This window comes from Billgrantia ethanolica (assembly GCF_021404305.1).
GTDB lineage: Bacteria > Pseudomonadota > Gammaproteobacteria > Pseudomonadales > Halomonadaceae > Halomonas > Halomonas ethanolica.
Genome location: NZ_JABFTX010000001.1, coordinates 854,757 through 871,669, shown reverse-complemented (window position 1 = coordinate 871,669; position 16,913 = coordinate 854,757). Strand labels below are relative to the sequence as shown.

16 protein-coding genes are annotated in these 16,913 nt (G+C 62.8%); 9 read left to right on the top strand and 7 right to left on the bottom strand.

The features are described from left to right. Nucleotides 1-10 precede the first annotated feature (10 nt). On the bottom strand, nucleotides 11-1,048 hold the full coding sequence (sohB, locus tag HOP53_RS03995; protein WP_234268795.1) for a protease SohB: 1,038 nt from the start codon (nucleotides 1,046-1,048) through the stop codon (nucleotides 11-13). Nucleotides 1,049-1,191: 143 nt separating this feature from the next. On the opposite strand from sohB, the gene HOP53_RS03990 reads away from it, so the two are divergent. Continuing rightward, nucleotides 1,192-1,503: an SCP2 sterol-binding domain-containing protein gene (locus tag HOP53_RS03990; RefSeq protein WP_234268794.1), complete on the top strand. Its 312-nt coding sequence runs from the start codon at nucleotides 1,192-1,194 to the stop codon at nucleotides 1,501-1,503. A gap of 71 nt (nucleotides 1,504-1,574) precedes the next feature. Here HOP53_RS03990 and nudC read toward each other — a convergent pair whose 3' ends face one another. From nudC to HOP53_RS03970, 4 genes are read right to left on the bottom strand one after another with little or no spacing between them, the layout of a single operon-like run. Then, nucleotides 1,575-2,357 (bottom strand): NAD(+) diphosphatase, encoded by a 783-nt coding sequence (gene nudC, locus HOP53_RS03985; protein WP_234268793.1) that lies wholly within the window; start codon nucleotides 2,355-2,357, stop codon nucleotides 1,575-1,577. Next, entirely contained in the window at nucleotides 2,344-3,108 is a 765-nt protein-coding gene (dnaQ, locus tag HOP53_RS03980) for a DNA polymerase III subunit epsilon (RefSeq protein ID WP_234268792.1), read from the bottom strand. Before dnaQ ends, nudC begins: the two co-directional genes overlap by 14 nt. A gap of 2 nt (nucleotides 3,109-3,110) precedes the next feature. Further along, nucleotides 3,111-3,608, bottom strand: a complete 498-nt coding sequence (rnhA, locus tag HOP53_RS03975) for a ribonuclease HI (RefSeq protein ID WP_234268791.1) — start codon at nucleotides 3,606-3,608, stop codon at nucleotides 3,111-3,113. Then, nucleotides 3,601-4,359, bottom strand: coding sequence for a class I SAM-dependent methyltransferase (locus HOP53_RS03970; protein WP_338073287.1), 759 nt, complete (start codon nucleotides 4,357-4,359; stop codon nucleotides 3,601-3,603). The genes rnhA and HOP53_RS03970 overlap by 8 nt, the downstream gene beginning before the upstream one ends. 209 nt (nucleotides 4,360-4,568) lie before the next feature. Between HOP53_RS03970 and gloB the strand changes: the two genes are divergently transcribed. From gloB to HOP53_RS03935, 7 genes are all read left to right on the top strand, one after another. Continuing rightward, on the top strand, nucleotides 4,569-5,336 hold the full coding sequence (gene gloB, locus HOP53_RS03965; protein WP_234268789.1) for a hydroxyacylglutathione hydrolase: 768 nt from the start codon (nucleotides 4,569-4,571) through the stop codon (nucleotides 5,334-5,336). Between the two features lie 122 nt (nucleotides 5,337-5,458). Further along, the gene (locus HOP53_RS03960; protein WP_234268788.1) at nucleotides 5,459-6,625 is read left to right on the top strand and encodes a transglycosylase SLT domain-containing protein; all 1,167 of its coding nucleotides are present in this window, start codon (nucleotides 5,459-5,461) and stop codon (nucleotides 6,623-6,625) included. A gap of 109 nt (nucleotides 6,626-6,734) precedes the next feature. Continuing rightward, nucleotides 6,735-8,567, top strand: coding sequence for an extracellular solute-binding protein (locus HOP53_RS03955; protein ID WP_234268787.1), 1,833 nt, complete (start codon nucleotides 6,735-6,737; stop codon nucleotides 8,565-8,567). Between the two features lie 44 nt (nucleotides 8,568-8,611). Further along, nucleotides 8,612-9,685 carry a microcin C ABC transporter permease YejB gene (locus HOP53_RS03950; RefSeq protein ID WP_234268786.1) on the top strand — a complete coding sequence of 358 codons (1,074 nt, stop codon included), beginning with the start codon at nucleotides 8,612-8,614 and terminating at the stop codon, nucleotides 9,683-9,685. A 4-nt stretch (nucleotides 9,686-9,689) separates the two neighbouring features. Next, the gene (locus tag HOP53_RS03945) at nucleotides 9,690-10,775 is read left to right on the top strand and encodes an ABC transporter permease (protein WP_234268785.1); all 1,086 of its coding nucleotides are present in this window, start codon (nucleotides 9,690-9,692) and stop codon (nucleotides 10,773-10,775) included. Further along, nucleotides 10,768-12,360 (top strand): ABC transporter ATP-binding protein, encoded by a 1,593-nt coding sequence (locus tag HOP53_RS03940; RefSeq protein ID WP_234268784.1) that lies wholly within the window; start codon nucleotides 10,768-10,770, stop codon nucleotides 12,358-12,360. Before HOP53_RS03945 ends, HOP53_RS03940 begins: the two co-directional genes overlap by 8 nt. Before the next feature lie 134 nt (nucleotides 12,361-12,494). After that, nucleotides 12,495-14,255 carry a GGDEF domain-containing protein gene (locus HOP53_RS03935; protein WP_234268783.1) on the top strand — a complete coding sequence of 587 codons (1,761 nt, stop codon included), beginning with the start codon at nucleotides 12,495-12,497 and terminating at the stop codon, nucleotides 14,253-14,255. Here HOP53_RS03935 and HOP53_RS03930 read toward each other — a convergent pair whose 3' ends face one another. Further along, a complete protein-coding gene (locus HOP53_RS03930) occupies nucleotides 14,256-14,957 on the bottom strand; it encodes a pseudouridine synthase (RefSeq protein WP_234268782.1) in 702 nt (233 codons plus the stop codon). It lies immediately after the preceding gene. Next, nucleotides 14,957-15,772: an amidohydrolase gene (locus tag HOP53_RS03925; RefSeq protein ID WP_234268781.1), complete on the bottom strand. Its 816-nt coding sequence runs from the start codon at nucleotides 15,770-15,772 to the stop codon at nucleotides 14,957-14,959. The genes HOP53_RS03930 and HOP53_RS03925 overlap by 1 nt, the downstream gene beginning before the upstream one ends. 198 nt (nucleotides 15,773-15,970) lie before the next feature. Between HOP53_RS03925 and rarD the strand changes: the two genes are divergently transcribed. Continuing rightward, complete coding sequence (gene rarD, locus HOP53_RS03920) at nucleotides 15,971-16,909, top strand: EamA family transporter RarD (RefSeq protein ID WP_234268780.1); 939 nt, start codon at nucleotides 15,971-15,973, stop codon at nucleotides 16,907-16,909. Nucleotides 16,910-16,913 lie beyond the last annotated feature (4 nt).

Here is a 16,913-nt window from a genome sequence, read left to right as displayed (position 1 = left end):
TACCTGGAACTCAGCGTTTTTCCCAGCGGCTGGCGTCGAGCCGCTCGATCACGCGCATGATGGCCCCCTCCACGGCCTTGCTGGTTGCCATTCCCAGCCGTTCACCCATCGGGTGGCGAGTTTCCAGACGAACGTTGATGATGCGTGCCTCTTCCATACGTGATAGCAGATAAGCCTCGCTGGTATCGAGCGTATCGATCAGCCCCTTGTCCAGGGCGTCCCGCCCGTACCATACCTCGCCCGTGGCCACCGCTTCGATATCGAGATCGGGTCGCCGTTCGGCCACGTGACGCTTGAACAGAGCGTGAATGTTCTCGAGATCGGCCTGAAACTTTTCGCGGCCCTCCTCGGTGTTCTCGCCGAAGACGGTCAGCGTCCGCTTGTATTCGCCGGCCGTGAGCAATTCGATATCGACGTCGTGGCGCTTCAGCAGGCGATGAACGTTGGGCAACTGGGCGACGACGCCGATCGAACCCAGCACGGCAAACGGCGCGGCGCGCAGCTGGTCGGCAGCACATGCCATGAGGTAGCCACCGCTGGCAGCAACCTTGTCGACGCAGACGGTGGTCTTCAGTCCGGCCTCGCGCAGTCGATCCATCTGAGCGGCGGCAAGTCCATAGGAGTGCACCAGGCCACCGGCGGACTCGAGACGCACGACGGCCTCGTCACCGGTTTCGGCCGCGGCGATGACGCTGGAGATCTCCTCGGCAAAGCGCCCTACGCCCGAGGCCTTGATGTCACCGCGGAAATCCAGCACCCATAACGTGGGGCGCGGCTCGGACGCCGTCTTGCGGCTACGGGAGCGGCTCTTGTCGTCGCGCCGGAAGGCCTTGGCCAAGCGCTTGCGTGCACTGGGTTCGGTGGCGGCAAGGGTCAGGCGGCGCCGGCGGTACTCCAGACGATCGTTCAGCTCCTCGACTTTCAGCCGGGTGCGTTCGCCGCCCTCGCTCTTGATCCGGGCGATGACCATCACCGCCACGACGACCAGCAGCGTGAGTACCGACATCTGTATGATGAAGCGTCCGATATCCATCAGCCATTCATTCACGTTGCCACTCCCTCCGTTGGTTGATTGCCCAATCGTGACCTCGACCGAGGACATTGACAACGGACTTGATTGAAACAATCGTTTGAAATAACCTTTGACAAACAGGTTCTCCAGTCCCCTGCTCAACACCGATAGGAAATCCCATGTCCATTTCGACCCTCGATAAACTGCAAGAGCGCTTCGACCCCCAGGCCGCCAAGGGCATGGACGATGTCTTTCAGTTCCACTTCAGCGACAACGGCAGCCATTATCTGGTCGTCAAGGACGGCACCCTGGCCGTCGAGGAGGGCGAGCATGACGATCCTTCCGTTTCGCTCTCCATGAGCACCGATACCCTGAAAGGCATCATGACGGGAGACGTCAATGGCATGACGGCCTTCATGACGGGCAAGCTCAAGGCCACCGGTAACGTGATGCTGGCCACCAAGCTCACCAGCCTGTTCCCGAATCGCTGATCGACCCGTGTCACACAGTGTCGAAGGGCCGCCAACAGGCGGCCCTTCTCATTTCTGATTGCCGCTACCTGTCACTTGCGAGCAACCCCGCCCGCGACTTCGCCCAGGTGGGTCTCGATCAGCGCCCGGGAAATGGAGTACGTCGGTGGGAGCTGCGGCAGCCGGCCGGGCGTGAACCAGGCGGCGTCCGCGATTTCGATGCCGTCGATGCGAATGCGCCGGCTGGCGGCCTCGGCGAAGAAGCCCAGCATCAGCGCGTGGGGAAAGGGCCAGGCCTGGCTCCGGTAGTAGCGAATGCGCCCTACGCTGACACCCACCTCCTCGTAAACCTCGCGGTGCACCGCCTCCTCGGCCGATTCGCCCGGCTCGATGAAGCCGGCCAGCGTGGAGTAGCGTCCCGGTGGAAAGCGCGGGCTGCGAGCCAGCAGCATGGCCTCGCCATGCGTCACCAAGGTGATGATGCAAGGCGAGATGCGCGGATAGTTGCGATGCCCGCACTGCGCACAGTGCATGGCGAACTCGGCATCGAGCCGCGCCGAGGGCGCCCCGCAGCGCCCGCAGAAGCGATGATCACGTATCCAGGCTGCCACCTGCAGCGCGGTGGAGATCAGCGGAAACCAGGACTCCGGAAGCCGTGCCAGCCACTGCCGTCCATCCGGCCAATTCTCGTCGGCATGCTCTTCCACCGATAACGCTATCGGTTCGTCATGCCAGAAGGCCAGCGGCTGCACGTTCTGCGACCAGGGCTGCTCCGGCTGCAGCGGGCTGCCGTCCGGGCCGATGGCGATGCGGCCATCGGCCACACGAATCAGCCGGCCGTGCCCACATCCGAGCGGCAGCTCACGGCGCAGCATCGCTGGCCTCATGCGTCTGGCCCAGTAGTTCGTCCCAGTGACAGTTGCCCGCCGTCTGACGAATCTGTTCGAGCTTGGCACCATGAGCGGCGAGTTCCTCGGCGTTGGGCTGGACCACGCGCAGAGAGCCGGAGGGCAGTGAAAGACGTCGAATGGACAGGCCGCTGGCCATGGCGTCGCTGCTGCTGCTCTCCTCCGCATCCAGCGACAGCGCCGTCTGCCCACCGGTCATGGCCAGATAGACTTCAGCCAGGATCTCGGCATCGAGCAAGGCGCCGTGCAGCACACGATGACCGTTGTCGATCTCGTAGCGTTTGCACAAGGCGTCCAGGTTGTTGCGCTGACCTGGGTGGCGCTCGCGTGCCAGTCGCAGCGTATCCAGGATTCGACAGTGCTCGGCCACTGGCCCCAGGCGGGGCTCGCCGCGGGCCGCCAGCAGCAGGTTGAACTCGTGGTCGATGAAGCCGACGTCGAACGCGGCGTTGTGGATCACCAGCTCGGCTCCGCGCACGAACTCCCAGAACTCATCGGCAACCGCGGAAAAGACCGGCTTGTCCTCAAGGAACTCATTGGTGATGCCGTGCACCCCGATGGCTTCGGCCTCGACCTCGCGCTCGGGATTGATGTACTGATGGTAGGTGCGCCCCGTGAAACGGCGGTTCACCAGCTCGAGGGCACCGATCTCGATCAGGCGGTGGCCTTCCCGGGGGTCGATGCCGGTAGTTTCGGTATCCAGCACGATCTGACGCATGGCTAGGACTCAGGTTGAGTGATGGTGGGCTTGGAACTGGTCCGGTGGGCATCGATGGCGGCGTTGGCCAGCGCATCGGCGCGCTCGTTGCCGGGATGGCCGCTGTGTCCCTTGACCCAATGCCAGTGGATACGGTGGCGCCGAGTCTCCTCGAGCAGCTCGCGCCAAAGCTCCGCATTCTTGACGGGTTGGCAATTGGCCGTCTTCCAGTTGCGCTTCATCCAGCCGTGGATCCATTCGGTGATGCCTAGGCGCAGGTATTCGGAGTCGGTCCAGAGCTCCACCTCGCAGGGGCGTTTGAGCGCGCGCAACGCCATGATGGCGGCCATCAACTCCATGCGATTGTTGGTGGTGTTCGCCTCGAAGCCATTGAGGGTCTTCTCGTGACTGCCGCTTTCCAGGATGGCTCCCCACCCGCCGGGGCCCGGGTTGCCGCGGCAGGCACCGTCGGTATGTATCGTCACGCTGGGGAGGGGGTGGTCGCGCTCGCTGTCACTCAACTTCGGTGGTCCTTCTACTTGGTTCCGGCGTGGCACTTCCGACACGCGTTGCATGACCCAGGGCTCCGCCGCCCAGGCCGCTCTGAATGCGCAACTTGGGTCGCTGGCTCTGAACGAGGCGTGCTCGGCGTCTGGCATGAATGATGTAGCTGTCGCCCAGCGGCACGTTATGTCGCCGCCCGAGGGTTTCGAGCGTGGCATTGTTGGGCAGGCTGCCGGGTAGATGAAAGCCGCAATAGTCTACCCGCTCGATGCGAAAGTCGACAAACTCCAGCCAGTCTCCGAGCTTCGCCGGGGTTCTCCAGTGGCCACGCCAGGGCAAGCGGTTGCGCCGCCTGGGCGAGAGCCGTGCCAGACCGGTAACGCCCAGCGGCATCCAGCCCAGCACGATCAGGCAGCCATCGTTCGCCGTGACCCGGGCTGCCTCCTGCAGCAGCCGGTGGGGTTCGTCCACGAGTTCGAGCAGGTGATGCACGATGACCAGATGCAGGCATTCATCCGGCAGAGGGAGCGCGTCCAGCGGACAGACCAGGCTCGAGGCAGACTCGGAGAGCTCGGCGGTGGGAGCCCAGCGAATGTTATGGCGGATGGGTGACATATCGGTCAGCGAGGGGCCCATGCCGAGTTCCAGACTGTGGCCGCCGTGTAGGCTTTCACATACGGGGCCCAGGCAGGCCCGTTCGGCACGCCAATGCGCCTGTCCGTTCTCGCTGGACCAGTAGCGATGCCCCTCTCGGTACAGCTGAGCCAAGGTGGCCGCTCCGTGCGGATTTGACATTTCCGACCATTACCTCCATGATCACCGGTTTTGCAGGCAATTTTTGGCTAATTGGCCGCTGTTCGTCGCCATGTTTCGCATGCTGGCGACTCCAAGTGACGCCGGATGCAATGGGAAATTCCGGCAAGCTGCATTCATTTCGTTAGACATTCGGTTGCCAACGCAACAAGGACAGACCGCCTATGCTGAGCGTGACACCGATTCCCGCTTTTAGCGACAACTATATCTGGCTACTGCGCCAGGATACGAGCCCGGAAGCCTGTGTCGTGGATCCAGGCGATGCGGCGCCGGTCATCCAGGCGCTGGAGCAGGAAGGCCTCTCTCTCGGTACCATTCTCGTCACTCATCATCATCACGACCACACGGGTGGCCTGCCGGAGCTCATCGAACGCTATTCACCCGAGGTCATTGGCCCCGACAACCCGGCCATCGCGGGCTTGACGCAGCGGGTCGGCCAAGGCGACACCTGCCGTGTCCTGGGGCGTCGCTTCGACGTCCACGAGGTGCCGGGCCATACCCTCGATCATATCGCCTTCTTCACGGCCGGCATCCCGCCTCTGCTGTTCTGCGGCGACACCCTGTTTGCAGGTGGCTGCGGCCGGCTGTTCGAGGGCAGCCCGGAGCAGATGTATCGCTCCCTTCAGGCGCTGGCCGCGCTTCCGGACGACACCCTGGTGTTCGCAGCGCATGAATATACCCTGGCCAACCTGAGGTTTGCCCAGGAGGCAGACCCGCACAATCGGGACGTTGCCGACGCCCTGGCGGAAACTCAGCGTGCTCGCGACCACAGCCGCCCCACGCTGCCCAGCCAGTTGGCACGCGAGAAGCGCATCAACCCCTTCTTGCGCTGTGCGGATCCGGACGTACGTGCCACCGCTTCTCAGCATGGCAATACCGAAACCGACCAAAGCACCTTTGCCACCCTGCGGGCCTGGAAAGACGGTTTCTGACACCGGTTTTGACGACACGCTTTTGAAAGACGGTTTTATAGACGGTTTTTTCGAAGACACGGTTTTCAAGAATCGACGCATCCCATGGGCAACACGATGACGAATGCCCAGAAGGAGAACGTATGACTTATCGAACGACCAGGCAGTGGACGCTGGCACTCGCCGGCGGCATTGCCATGATCGGTGCGCTATCGGCAACCAGCCCGGCGCTGTTGGCCTCACCTCATCCAGGCGCTTCGCCTGCCTTGCCCGCCCACCATTTTTGGGACGACTTGACTCTCGAGGCCATGCCGGGAGATGCCTGGGAACGACTGCGGGAAAACCTGGCATGGCAGGAACGACGTCATGACGCCCGCGTGCAGCACTGGATCGAGCACTATCGCGCCAATCCCCACAACGTGGTCGAGATCATCGAGCGTGCCCGCCCCTGGATGGCCTGGATCACCGAGCAGGTGGAGCAGCGCGGGTTGCCCGGCGAAGTGAGCCTCATCCCTTTCATCGAAAGCTCCTACGATCCGCATGCCCGCAGCCATCGCGGGGCCGCCGGGCTCTGGCAGTTCATGCCCGGCACCGCCGACGCGCTGGGGTTGCGCCGGCACGGCGGCTACGATGGTCGTCTCGATGTGGTTGCCGCCACTCATGCAGCGTTGGACTACATCGAACTGCAGGCCGAGCAGTGGTACGAAGGCGACATCGAGCTTTCTCTGGCGGCGTACAACGCCGGTGCCGGCACGGTCAACCGCGCACGCCATGGCGCTCAAGCGCGCGGCGAAGCCGGCGACTACTGGCAGTTGCAGCTGCCCAACGAAACGATGCAGTACCTGCCCAAGCTGAACGCCATCGCGGCGATCATCGACGATCCCGATGCCTACGGTGTCGCCCTGCCCGAGATCGACGATGCACCGGCCTTTGCCAAGGTGCCGGTCAACCGTCCCATCGAGCTCGCCCAACTGGCCAGGGCGACCGGCGTTGCCGCCTCGGAACTCACCGCGCTCAACCCCGGCCTGACCAACGGTAGCGCCAACCCCTCAACGGTCGAGGTGGTGCTGGTGCCGGTCGAGCAGGAAGAGCTGGTACTGGCCGAGCTGAGCGCTCCCGCACCACAGGCATCTCCAGCACCGGCTGGCGACGGCCAATATCTCGTGCAGCGCGGCGACAGCCTCTCTGCCATTGCGGCTCGCCATGGTATCGGCGTGGCCGAGCTGCGTCAGCATAACGGTCTGCGCGGTGACACCATTCAGGTGGGCCAGACCCTGGAGATTCCTCATCGTAGCCTGGCCGCACGGTAAAATAGGTAGCAACGCAGCACAAACCGAGGTTTACAAGCGACGGGTGGCCTGACACCTTATGGCGGTAATGCTCGATTTTCCGGGATAGCCCCTACCAAGGATGTCTTAGATGCGGTTCGTCTTGCGCTCGACGCTGTGCTGCTGTCTGTTGATCGGCGGGTGGACCTCTCCGCTCGCGGCCGATCCCGAGACCGTTCCTACCGTGCATGGCTTGGCACTCTACGATGAGCCCGCCCTGCCCGAAGATTTCAGCCACTTTCCCTATGTGGAGCCCGACGCTCCCAAGGGTGGCACCATGACGCAGGCGGCGGTAGGCAGCAGCTTCGATTCGACCAACCCGTTCATCATTCGCGGCACGCCGGCCATCGGCATCGGGCAGATTTACGATACGCTGCTCACCGAGAATGCCGACGAGCCGTTCAGCGTCTACGGCCTGCTGGCCGAAGGCATGCGGCTCGACCCGGAGCGCTACTGGATCGAGTTCGATCTGCGCCCTGAGGCCCGCTTCCATGACGGCGAGCCGGTAACGGCCGAAGACGTGGTATTCAGCTTCAACCTGCTGATCGAGGAGGGCAATCCGTTCTATCGCGGCTATTACGCTGACGTCGAACGGGTCGTGGCGCTGGACACCCATACCGTGCGCTTCGAGTTCTCCGCCAACCACTCACGTGAGCTGCCGCTGATCGTCGGCCAGCTGCCGATCTTGCCCAAGCACTACTGGGAAGAGCGCGACTTCAGCGCACCGACACTGGCGCGCCATCCCGGTTCGGGACCGTACCGAATCGCCAGCGTCGAGCCCGGTCGGCGCATCGTTTATCGGCGCGACGACGACTACTGGGGGCGTGACCTGCCGGTGAACGTCGGCCGGCACAACATCGACCGCCTGGTCTACGACTACTACCGCGATCGCGACATCGCCTGGGAAGCCTTCAAGGCGGGCGTGATGGACTACCGCATCGATGCCCGCGCGGCCACCTGGGCCATCGGCTACGACTTCCCCGCCTATCGCGACGGTCTGGTCAAGCGGATCACCGTGCCGGACGGCCAACCCTCGCGAATGCAGTCGTTCGTATTCAACCTGCGCCGTGACAAGTTCCAGGATCCCCGAGTTCGTGAAGCGCTGAACCTGACCTTCGACTTCCCCTGGCTCAACGCCAATCTGTTCTACGACTCCTATCACCCCACCGAGAGCTATTTCCAGAACTCCGAAATGGCGGCGGAAGGCTTGCCCAGCGAAGCGGAGCTCGAACTGCTCGAGCCCCATCGTGACGAGCTCCCTGCGCATGTCTTCGACAGTCCGGTACCCATCGACCATCCTGAGGATCTGCGCGAGCGCCTGCGGCTTGCCTACGACCTGCTGCTCGAAGCCGGCTATGAGGTACGTGACGGCAGATTGGTCGATGAGCGTGGGCGCCCTCTCACCGTCGAGGTAATGCTGTTCGACAGCGGCATGGAGCGCGTGGTGCAGCCGATGCTACGCAACATGTCGCGCCTCGGCGTGCAGGGCCGGCTGCGCATCGTCGACATCAACCAGTTCCTCAACCGCTTGCGCAGCTTCGACTTCGATATCGTCGTCGGTCAGTTCCCCCAGTCTAACAACCCTGGTAACGAGCAGCGCGAATACTGGACCAGCGAGTTTGCCCACTCGCCCCAGAGCCGCAATCTGATGGGGCTCGAGAGCCCGGCGGTGGACGATCTGGTGGAGCGCATCATTCGTGCCGACAGCCGAGAGGAGCTCAACACCGCCACGCGTGCGCTGGACCGGGTACTACTGTGGAGTTTCATCACTATTCCCCAGTACCATTCCGGCGAAACCCGCATAGCGGTATGGGACAAGTTCGGCTATCCGGAGCCGTTTCCCAAGTATGGCTTGGACCTTTCGGCCTGGTGGGTGGATACCGCCCGCGAAGCCGAGCTGAACCGCCGTCTGCGACGCAGGTAGGCAGTCACTGTTCGCCACCCAAGCTCCTACGAGGATGATCTATCGTGAGTCGCTACATCCTGCGCCGCCTGCTGCTGATGATCCCGACCCTGATCGGCATCATGCTGCTCAACTTCATCATCGTGCAGGCCGCTCCCGGCGGCCCCATCGACCAGATGCTGGCCCGCTTCGAGGGCATGGACGCCATGGCCAGCACCCGCCTGGATGCCGGCGGCGGCGACGTGGTGGTGCAGGATGAGTCACGCGGCGCCCGCGGCGTCGATCCGCGCTTCATCGAGCAGCTCGAGCAGCAGTTCGGCTTTGACAAGCCGGCCCACATCCGCTTCCTGACCATGATGCGTGACTACGTCACCTTCGATTTCGGCAACAGCTTCTTCCGCGATCGGCCGGTGGTGGAGTTGATGATCGAACGCCTGCCGGTGTCGATCTCGCTGGGCCTGTGGACCACGCTGCTGGTCTATCTGATCTCGATCCCGCTGGGGATACGCAAGGCGCTGCATCACGGCTCACGCTTCGACGTCTGGACCTCGGGGCTGGTGATCGTCGGCTATGCCATTCCCGGTTTCCTGTTCGCCATTCTGCTGATCGTGCTGTTCGCCGGCGGCAGCTACTGGGACCTATTTCCGCTGCGAGGATTGACCTCGCCGGACTTCGAGGAGCTCTCCACCTGGGGCAAGATCAAGGACTACTTCTGGCACATCACCCTGCCGGTCACGGCCATGACCATCGGCAGTTTCGCCACCCTGACCATGCTGACCAAGAACAGCTTCCTGGACGAGATTCACAAGCAGTACGTGCTGACGGCGCGAGCCAAGGGCGCCAGTGACCGGCGCACCCTGTATGGCCACGTGTTCCGCAACGCCATGCTGATCATCATCGCCGGCCTGCCGGGGGCGTTGGTCACGATTTTCTTCACCGGATCGCTGCTGATCGAGGTGATCTTCTCCCTCGAAGGGCTCGGCCTGCTCGGTTTCGAGGCGGTGATGCAGCGCGACTACCCAGTGATCTTCGGCACCCTGTTCCTGTATACCCTGATCGGGCTCATCCTGAAGCTGATCTCAGATCTCACCTATGTCTGGGTGGACCCGCGCATAGACTTCGAGACCCGGGAGTCCTGAGACGATGCTGACTGCCTTCACCGCCAAGCTCTCCCCCATTGCGCGCCGTCGTATCGATGTCTTTCGCAGCAACCGGCGCGCCCGGATCTCGCTGTGGATCTTCCTCGCCCTGTTCGTGGTCAGTCTGGCGGCGGAGCTGATCGCCAACGACAAGCCGATCGTCATGCAGTATGACGGACAGTGGTACATGCCGCTGCTGGTAGACTATCCCGAAACGGAATTCGGCGGCTTTCTGCCTACCCGGACGGACTATCACGATCCGTTCATCCAGCAGCAGATCGAAGAGAACGGCTGGGCGATCTGGCCGCTGATACCGTTTTCCTACCAGACGCTGGACATGCAGATGATGCGGCCTTCGCCCTCGCCGCCCGACGCCCGCCACTGGCTAGGCACGGACGATCAGGGGCGCGACGTGCTGGCCCGGGTCATCTACGGTTTCCGCCTGTCGGTCTTCTTCGCTCTGGTGCTGACCGCCGGCTCGCTGGTGATGGGTGTGATCATCGGCGGCATACAGGGCTACTTCGGCGGCAAGACCGACCTGATCGGCCAGCGGCTCACCGAGATATGGTCGGGGCTGCCGGTGCTGTTCCTGCTGATCATTCTGGCCAGCCTGGTCCAGCCCGGCTTCTGGTGGCTGCTGGGCATCATGTTGCTGTTCTCCTGGCTCGGTCTGGTGGACGTGGTGCGCGCCGAGTTCCTGCGCGCGCGTAACCTGGAATACGTCCGCGCGGCCAAGGCGATGGGCTTGCCGTCGCGGCTGATCATGTGGCGTCACGTTCTGCCCAATGCCATGGTCGCCACGCTGACCTTCATTCCGTTCCTGTTCACCGGCGCCATCACCACCCTGACGGCCCTCGATTTCCTCGGCTTCGGCCTGCCCCCCGGTTCGCCCTCCCTGGGCGAACTGGTGGCCCAAGGCAAGAACAACCTACATGCTCCGTGGCTCGGCATCACTGCCTTCGTCAGTCTGTCGCTGATGCTCTCGCTGCTGGTATTCATCGGCGAAGGGCTGCGCGATGCCTTCGATCCTCGCCATATTCAGCACGCACCAAGCGCCACCCCGTTGACCAGGACTCAGCCCAATGCCTGATTCTCAGCCCTTGCTTCGCCTCGACAAGCTGTCGATCGCCTTCGGCGACAAGCCGGTACTCAAGGAGCTCTCGCTGGAGGTTCATCGTGGTGAAACCCTGGCACTGGTCGGCGAGTCCGGCTCCGGCAAGTCAGTCTCGGCGCTCGGTGCCATGAACCTGCTGCCGGACAACGCCGACGTCAGCGGCGGTCGCTGGCTGGGCGAGACGGATCTTGCCACGCTGAAGAAGCGTCAGTGGCAATCGCTACTTGGTAGACGCGTAGGCTTCGTGTTCCAGGAGCCGATGACCTCGCTCAATCCGCTGCACACCATCGCCAAGCAGATCGGCGAGACCCTGCGATTGCATCAGGGACTATCAGGCCGCGCGGCACGCGAACGCAGCCGCAAGTTGCTCGAGCAGGTCAAGCTGCCGCGGCCCGACGAGCTGCTCGACGCCTGGCCGCATCAGCTCTCCGGTGGCCAGCGTCAGCGCGTGATGATCGCCATGGCTATCGCCAACGATCCTGAACTGCTGATCGCCGACGAGCCCACCACGGCACTCGACGTGACCGTGCAGCAGGACATCCTCGCCCTGCTCGCCGAACTGCGTGAACGTCATGGCATGGGTATGCTCTTCATCACCCACGATCTCAACCTGGTGCGGCGGCATGCCGATCGCGTCTGCGTGCTCTTCAACGGCCAGGAGCAGGAGACCGGCCCGGTCGATGACGTCTTCTCCTCACCGCGCAGCGCCTACACGCGTACCCTGCTGGATGCCGAGCCGACGGGACGCCCCGCTCCGGTCACCTCGACGGCTCGCCTGCTCGATGCGCGCGGCGTCTCGGTCAGCTTTCAGCGTGCCAAGCGGCTGTTCGCCAAGCGCCCGCCAGCGTTCGAGGCAGTGAAACCGATCGACCTGCACCTCGCTCCCGGTGAAACCCTGGGCATCGTCGGTGAGTCCGGCTCCGGCAAGACCACCCTGGCCATGGCTCTGCTGCGCCTGGTGGAGTCGCGTGGCGAGATCGAACTCGACGGCGAACGGCTGGACCGCCTGACCGGCAATGCCCTGCGCAAGCGGCGGCGCCGTATTCAGGTCGTGTTTCAGGACCCCTATGGCTCACTATCGCCGCGCATGCCCGTCTCGGACATCATCAGTGAGGGGCTGCGTTTCCATTACCCCGAGCTTTCCGAAGAGGAAGTCGCCGTGCGGGTGGCGGCAGCCATCAAGGAGGTCGGGTTGCCGAGTGATTGTGCCGCCCGCTATCCCCACGAGTTCTCGGGAGGTCAACGCCAGCGCATTGCCGTGGCCCGAGCGCTGATTCTGGAACCCGAGCTGGTCGTGCTCGATGAACCCACCTCGGCCCTCGATCGCACGGTACAGAAGCAGCTCGTCGAACTGTTGCGTGACCTGCAGGCTCGGCGTGGCTTGAGCTTCTTGTTCATCAGTCATGATCTTGCGGTGGTGCGGGCCATGGCGCACCGCATTCTGGTACTCAAGGATGGTGAGTTGGTAGAACAGGGAGAATGTCTGCCGCTGCTGGCCGAACCGACCAGCCCGTATACGCAAGCGCTGGTCAAGGCGGCTGGCCTTTCTGCTTTCGATTGATTTTTCTATGTCATATGAGATGAATCAGAGCGCGTAGGAAGATAACGGTATAATCCGTTTAGAAGAACGTCGACACACGATTTCAACGCACATCGTGACATAATGTGAATTCCCCCGACCCGGGACCGTCGCCCATGCGCCGCCTTGACTCGCTACTGTGGCCCTGCATAACGCTGTCACTGGTACTGCTTCTGTGGCCGGCCAGTGGCATTGCTTCGGCTCCGGCGCTGGATCTCGACAAAGGCTGGGAATATCGCTGGGGAGACTCACCGCAACTTGCCGATGGCACCTACGCTTGGCTTCGCGAATCCGATGCTGAAGGCGCCTGGCACAGCATCGACTTCCCTTCCAATCCACCGGGACGAGAAGGCAGGCGTCACGCTTGGTTCAGGATCACACTGCCGTCAGGCGAATGGCGTGATCCGGTGCTGTACATCTACAGCATCGACCTCATTGCCCAGGCCTTCCTGGACGAGGCATTGATTTACCAGCATGGCAGCTTCGACGAGACCGGTGAGGGGCCGTTCGTGGGCTGGCCGTGGCACATGATTAGCCTGACGGAGGATTTCGCCGACCGCCAGCTCTCCTTCCGCGTCTATTCCAATTACACCGATATCGGCCTATGGGGCGAAGTTCGTCTGATGGATCGCCTCGATCTGTTCGCTATGATACTCCAGCGCTCGGCGACCGATCTGGCCGTCAGCGCCTTCTGTCTATTGCTTGCTCTGCTCGCCGCTGGCTTCGCCCTGGTGCAACAGCGACGCCGAAATTTCATCGGCATCGCGCTGTTCTCACTCGCCTCCGGCATCATGATCCTGGCCGAAACCCAGGCCAGCCAGTTCCTGCTTTCCAAACCGCTGGCGTGGGACTATATGGCGTCGGGTGGTTACTACGCCCTGCCGGTGGGAATCGGGCTACTACTGGAAACCTGGTTCAGCGGCCGCCACAAGCGCTGGATTCGGCGCCTGTGGCAATTCCACCTGGGTTACTGGTTGGTGGCAATCGGCCTGGCCCTCGCTGGAGTCGTCAATCTGTCGAGCACCTTTCCCGTCTTCGATGTTCTGCTGACCATCAGCCTGCCGCTGCTGTTCGCCCTGCTCATCGGCAGCCTCAAGCAACTCGATGGGGAGCAGCGCCTGGTTATCGCCGCCTACGGCGTGTTCGGCCTGTTGCTCCTGCTGGACATGTCGGTCGCCCATGGTCTGCTGGCCTGGCAACGCATCCCGGTAAGCTTGGGCGCGCTCTTGTTCAGCCTCGTCATCGTGGCCATCTCGCTGCGCCACTATGCCCGCACACAGCGCGAGCTGGTCGTGCTCAACCAACGACTGGAAAAGGAGGTAGCAGAGCGAACCAGGGAGCTACAAGAACTGGTCGAACGCTTCCGCATCTTCTCTTACCAGGACCCTCTGACGGGTCTCAAGAACCGTCGCTATTTCAATGAGATAATTACCCGTGAGGCTGCCATTGCCAAGCGCGGCGCGCCCCTGACCTTGGCCATGCTCGATATCGACCATTTCAAGCTCTTCAACGACCTGCACGGTCATGAGGCCGGGGATTGCGTGCTGGTCACCACGGCCAGGCTGATCGGTGAGCATTTCCGCGAGGCGGATGTCGTTTGCCGCCTCGGCGGTGAGGAGTTCGTCATTCTCATGCCGTCGACGACGGAAGGACAGGCCAGAGAGGCCATCGAGCGCCTACTCGATACGATCCGTCAGCATCGTTTCGAGCATGGCGACAGCGCTCTCGGTCCTGTCGGCCTGTCCTGCGGCATCGCCAGCTATCCGGCCCATACCGACGATCCCTACGCCTTGGTTCAATTGGCCGACACGGCGCTCTACCGTGCCAAGCGCAGTGGACGCGACCGATGCGAAACGTACGCCCCCACCGTCACCTGATCAATCGAAGGCAGCCACTTCGTCAGCAGTCAGCTCGCGCCATTGCCCCTGGCCTAGCGAACCCAACGCAAGCGGTCCCACGCTCTCCCTGTGCAGCGCGATGACGTGATTGCCGATGGCAGCGAACATGCGTTTGACCTGATGATAGCGCCCTTCGTAAAGCGTCAACTCGGCCTCATGGTCGCTGCGCATGACGAGCTTCGCCGGCAGAGTCGGCTTTTCCTCTCCATCGAGCAGAAAACCTTCCTCGAACCGGGCGATGGCCGCTTTCAGCTCCTCTCCCATCAATGGTTCGGCCAGTGAGGCCCGATATACCTTGGCGCAGCGCCGGCGCGGCGACGTGACACGATGCGCCCACTGACCATCGTCGGTGAGCAGCACGAGCCCGGTCGTGTCGACGTCGAGCCGCCCTACCGTCTGCAATCTTTCGGCCTTGGGCAGTTCGATCAGATCCACGGCCCGCGGATAGAGTCCACGCCGCGCGCTGCACTCCACCTCGGTGGGCTTGTGCAACATCACATAGCGCAATCCAACCAGCGCAAGGGGCTTGCCGTCCCACTCCACCCTGTCGTCCTCGCCCACCTTGGTTGCGGCCTGCTTTACCACGGCGCCGTTCAGGGTGACTTCACCACGGTGCAGTGCCTTCTTGGCCAGGCTTCGAGTCAGCTCGGTAGTTTCCGCGAGAAATCGATCCAGACGCATCAGAACCCGACCCCATCGGCCAGCGTGAAGTGGTCGGCGTCGCGCCAGGCGGGAAACTTCTCGCGGAAGGCCTCGAGATCGGCATGCGAGAGCGTGGCGGTCTTGATGAATGTGGTACCGTGGGGTTCATCGATCAGCGCCTCGCCCTTGAAGTCCACCAGCATCGAGTCGCCGGCGTACTGCATGCCATTGGCATCCTCACCGACCCGGTTGACCCCGATGACCGGGCACAGATTCTCGATGGCACGGGCCTGCAGCAGGATTCGCCACGGGTGCCGCCGGGGCGCCGGCCAGTTGGCCACGCACAGCAGCGCATCGTATTCGAAATGTTCGCCGGGTTCGGGGCTCTGACGCAGCCACACCGGGAAGCGCAGGTCGTAGCAGACGCTGAGCAGGATGCGAAAGCCCTTGAGCGTGACGATGACCCTGTCGTGCCCCATGGAGTACCGCTCATGCTCGCCGGCCATGCGGAACAGATGCCGTTTGTCGTAGGTGACAAGACTGCCGTCCGGCCGTGCCCACACCAGGCGGTTGTAGTACTGGCCGTCCTCGACGATCGCCACACTGCCGGTGACGACGCAGTTGCGCTTGCGGGCCTGCTCGCTCAACCAGGCTACGGCGCGACTTTCGGCCATGGATTCGGCCATTTCCCGGGAGTTCATGGTGAAGCCGGTAGAGAACATCTCCGGCAGCACGATGAGATCGGTCTCTTTACCGCCGAGCTCACCCAGCAGTTCATCGAGCAGGCGGCAGTTTGCATCGGGGTCCTCCCATCGCAGGTCGCACTGCACCAGGGTGGTACGCAAATCGCTCATGTTGGTTCCCTTGCTGTGAGTCTTGCCCGAGATTGAAACTTCCAGCCTACCCCAGGCGTTGCCGTGCGTCAGCCCGGATGCCGTTTCGCATGAGGCTGCATAAGAGCATGTTGATCAATACCCATGGTGATCAATACCGTAGCCTGCTAAGTTTAAGCCTTTCCACATTACAGCCTTCCACTTTACAGAGAGTCGCAAATGTCAGCGTTGCCCCTCACGGATCGTGAAGCCGCCAGAGGCGTCGGCTTCGGCCTGCTCGCCTATGTCATGTGGGGCTGCTTTCCTCTCTTCTTCGCCCTGTTCGAGGGCGTTCCTGCTTTCGAAGTGCTGATTCATCGCATCATCTGGTCTTGCCTGTTCCTGGTCGGGCTGGTGACGCTACTCAAGCGCTGGGGGCCGATTCGCCGGGCATTGGCGGAGCCACGCCGTCTGGGCCGAGTACTGGGCTGCGCCGTACTCATCGCCACCAACTGGGGGCTGTATATCTATGCCGTCGAGACTCGCCAAGTGTTTCAGGCCAGTCTCGGCTATTTTCTCACGCCGCTGGTCAACGTGGCGCTGGGTCTAGTGGTACTGCGCGAGGCCATGGCGGGACTGCAGCGAGTCGCGGTGCTGTTGGCGGGTACGGCCATCGTCATCCAGCTCCTGCTGATGGGTGAGCTGCCGTGGATCAGCCTGTCGCTGGCCTTGACCTTCGGCACCTATGGCCTGTTGCGCAAGCAGGTCCCGCTGGATGGGCTGTCCGGCCTTTTCGTCGAAACCCTGCTGCTGCTACCGCTGGGGCTGATGGCCCTGGCCTGGCTCAGTGCGGCCGAGCTCTCCCACTTCATGGACGCACCACGGCTCACGCTGCTGCTGATCGCCAGCGGTGTGATTACCGCTCTTCCCCTGCTGGCCTTCGCCGGTGCAGCGCGACGTCTGCGCCTCGCTACGCTGGGCTTCTTGATGTACCTGAACCCCACCATTCAGTTTTTCATCGCCCTGCTGGTGTTTCGCGAGCCCCTGTCGTTGGTCCAGTTGGGTACCTTCGGGCTGATCTGGGCCAGCCTGGCCCTCTACTCGTGGTCGGCCTGGAACGAGAGGTCTCGCTCTCCTCTCGCTCCGGCCGGCGCACCGCAGCAGAGCAAGGGGCCTTGATCCC

Excerpts from the sequence above, each read along its gene's own strand:
- HOP53_RS03935 (WP_234268783.1), top strand. The coding sequence starts at position 12,495 with ATGCGCCGCCTTGACTCGCTACTGTGGCCCTGCATAACGCTGTCACTG.
- dnaQ (WP_234268792.1), bottom strand. The coding sequence starts at position 3,108 with ATGCGTCAGATCGTGCTGGATACCGAAACTACCGGCATCGACCCCCGG.
- HOP53_RS03990 (WP_234268794.1), top strand. The coding sequence starts at position 1,192 with ATGTCCATTTCGACCCTCGATAAACTGCAAGAGCGCTTCGACCCCCAG.
- rarD (WP_234268780.1), top strand. The coding sequence starts at position 15,971 with ATGTCAGCGTTGCCCCTCACGGATCGTGAAGCCGCCAGAGGCGTCGGC.
- nudC (WP_234268793.1), bottom strand. The coding sequence starts at position 2,357 with ATGCTGCGCCGTGAGCTGCCGCTCGGATGTGGGCACGGCCGGCTGATT.
- gloB (WP_234268789.1), top strand. The coding sequence starts at position 4,569 with ATGCTGAGCGTGACACCGATTCCCGCTTTTAGCGACAACTATATCTGG.
- HOP53_RS03925 (WP_234268781.1), bottom strand. The coding sequence starts at position 15,772 with ATGAGCGATTTGCGTACCACCCTGGTGCAGTGCGACCTGCGATGGGAG.
- HOP53_RS03945 (WP_234268785.1), top strand. The coding sequence starts at position 9,690 with ATGCTGACTGCCTTCACCGCCAAGCTCTCCCCCATTGCGCGCCGTCGT.
- HOP53_RS03940 (WP_234268784.1), top strand. The coding sequence starts at position 10,768 with ATGCCTGATTCTCAGCCCTTGCTTCGCCTCGACAAGCTGTCGATCGCC.
- HOP53_RS03960 (WP_234268788.1), top strand. The coding sequence starts at position 5,459 with ATGACTTATCGAACGACCAGGCAGTGGACGCTGGCACTCGCCGGCGGC.
- HOP53_RS03930 (WP_234268782.1), bottom strand. The coding sequence starts at position 14,957 with ATGCGTCTGGATCGATTTCTCGCGGAAACTACCGAGCTGACTCGAAGC.
- HOP53_RS03955 (WP_234268787.1), top strand. The coding sequence starts at position 6,735 with ATGCGGTTCGTCTTGCGCTCGACGCTGTGCTGCTGTCTGTTGATCGGC.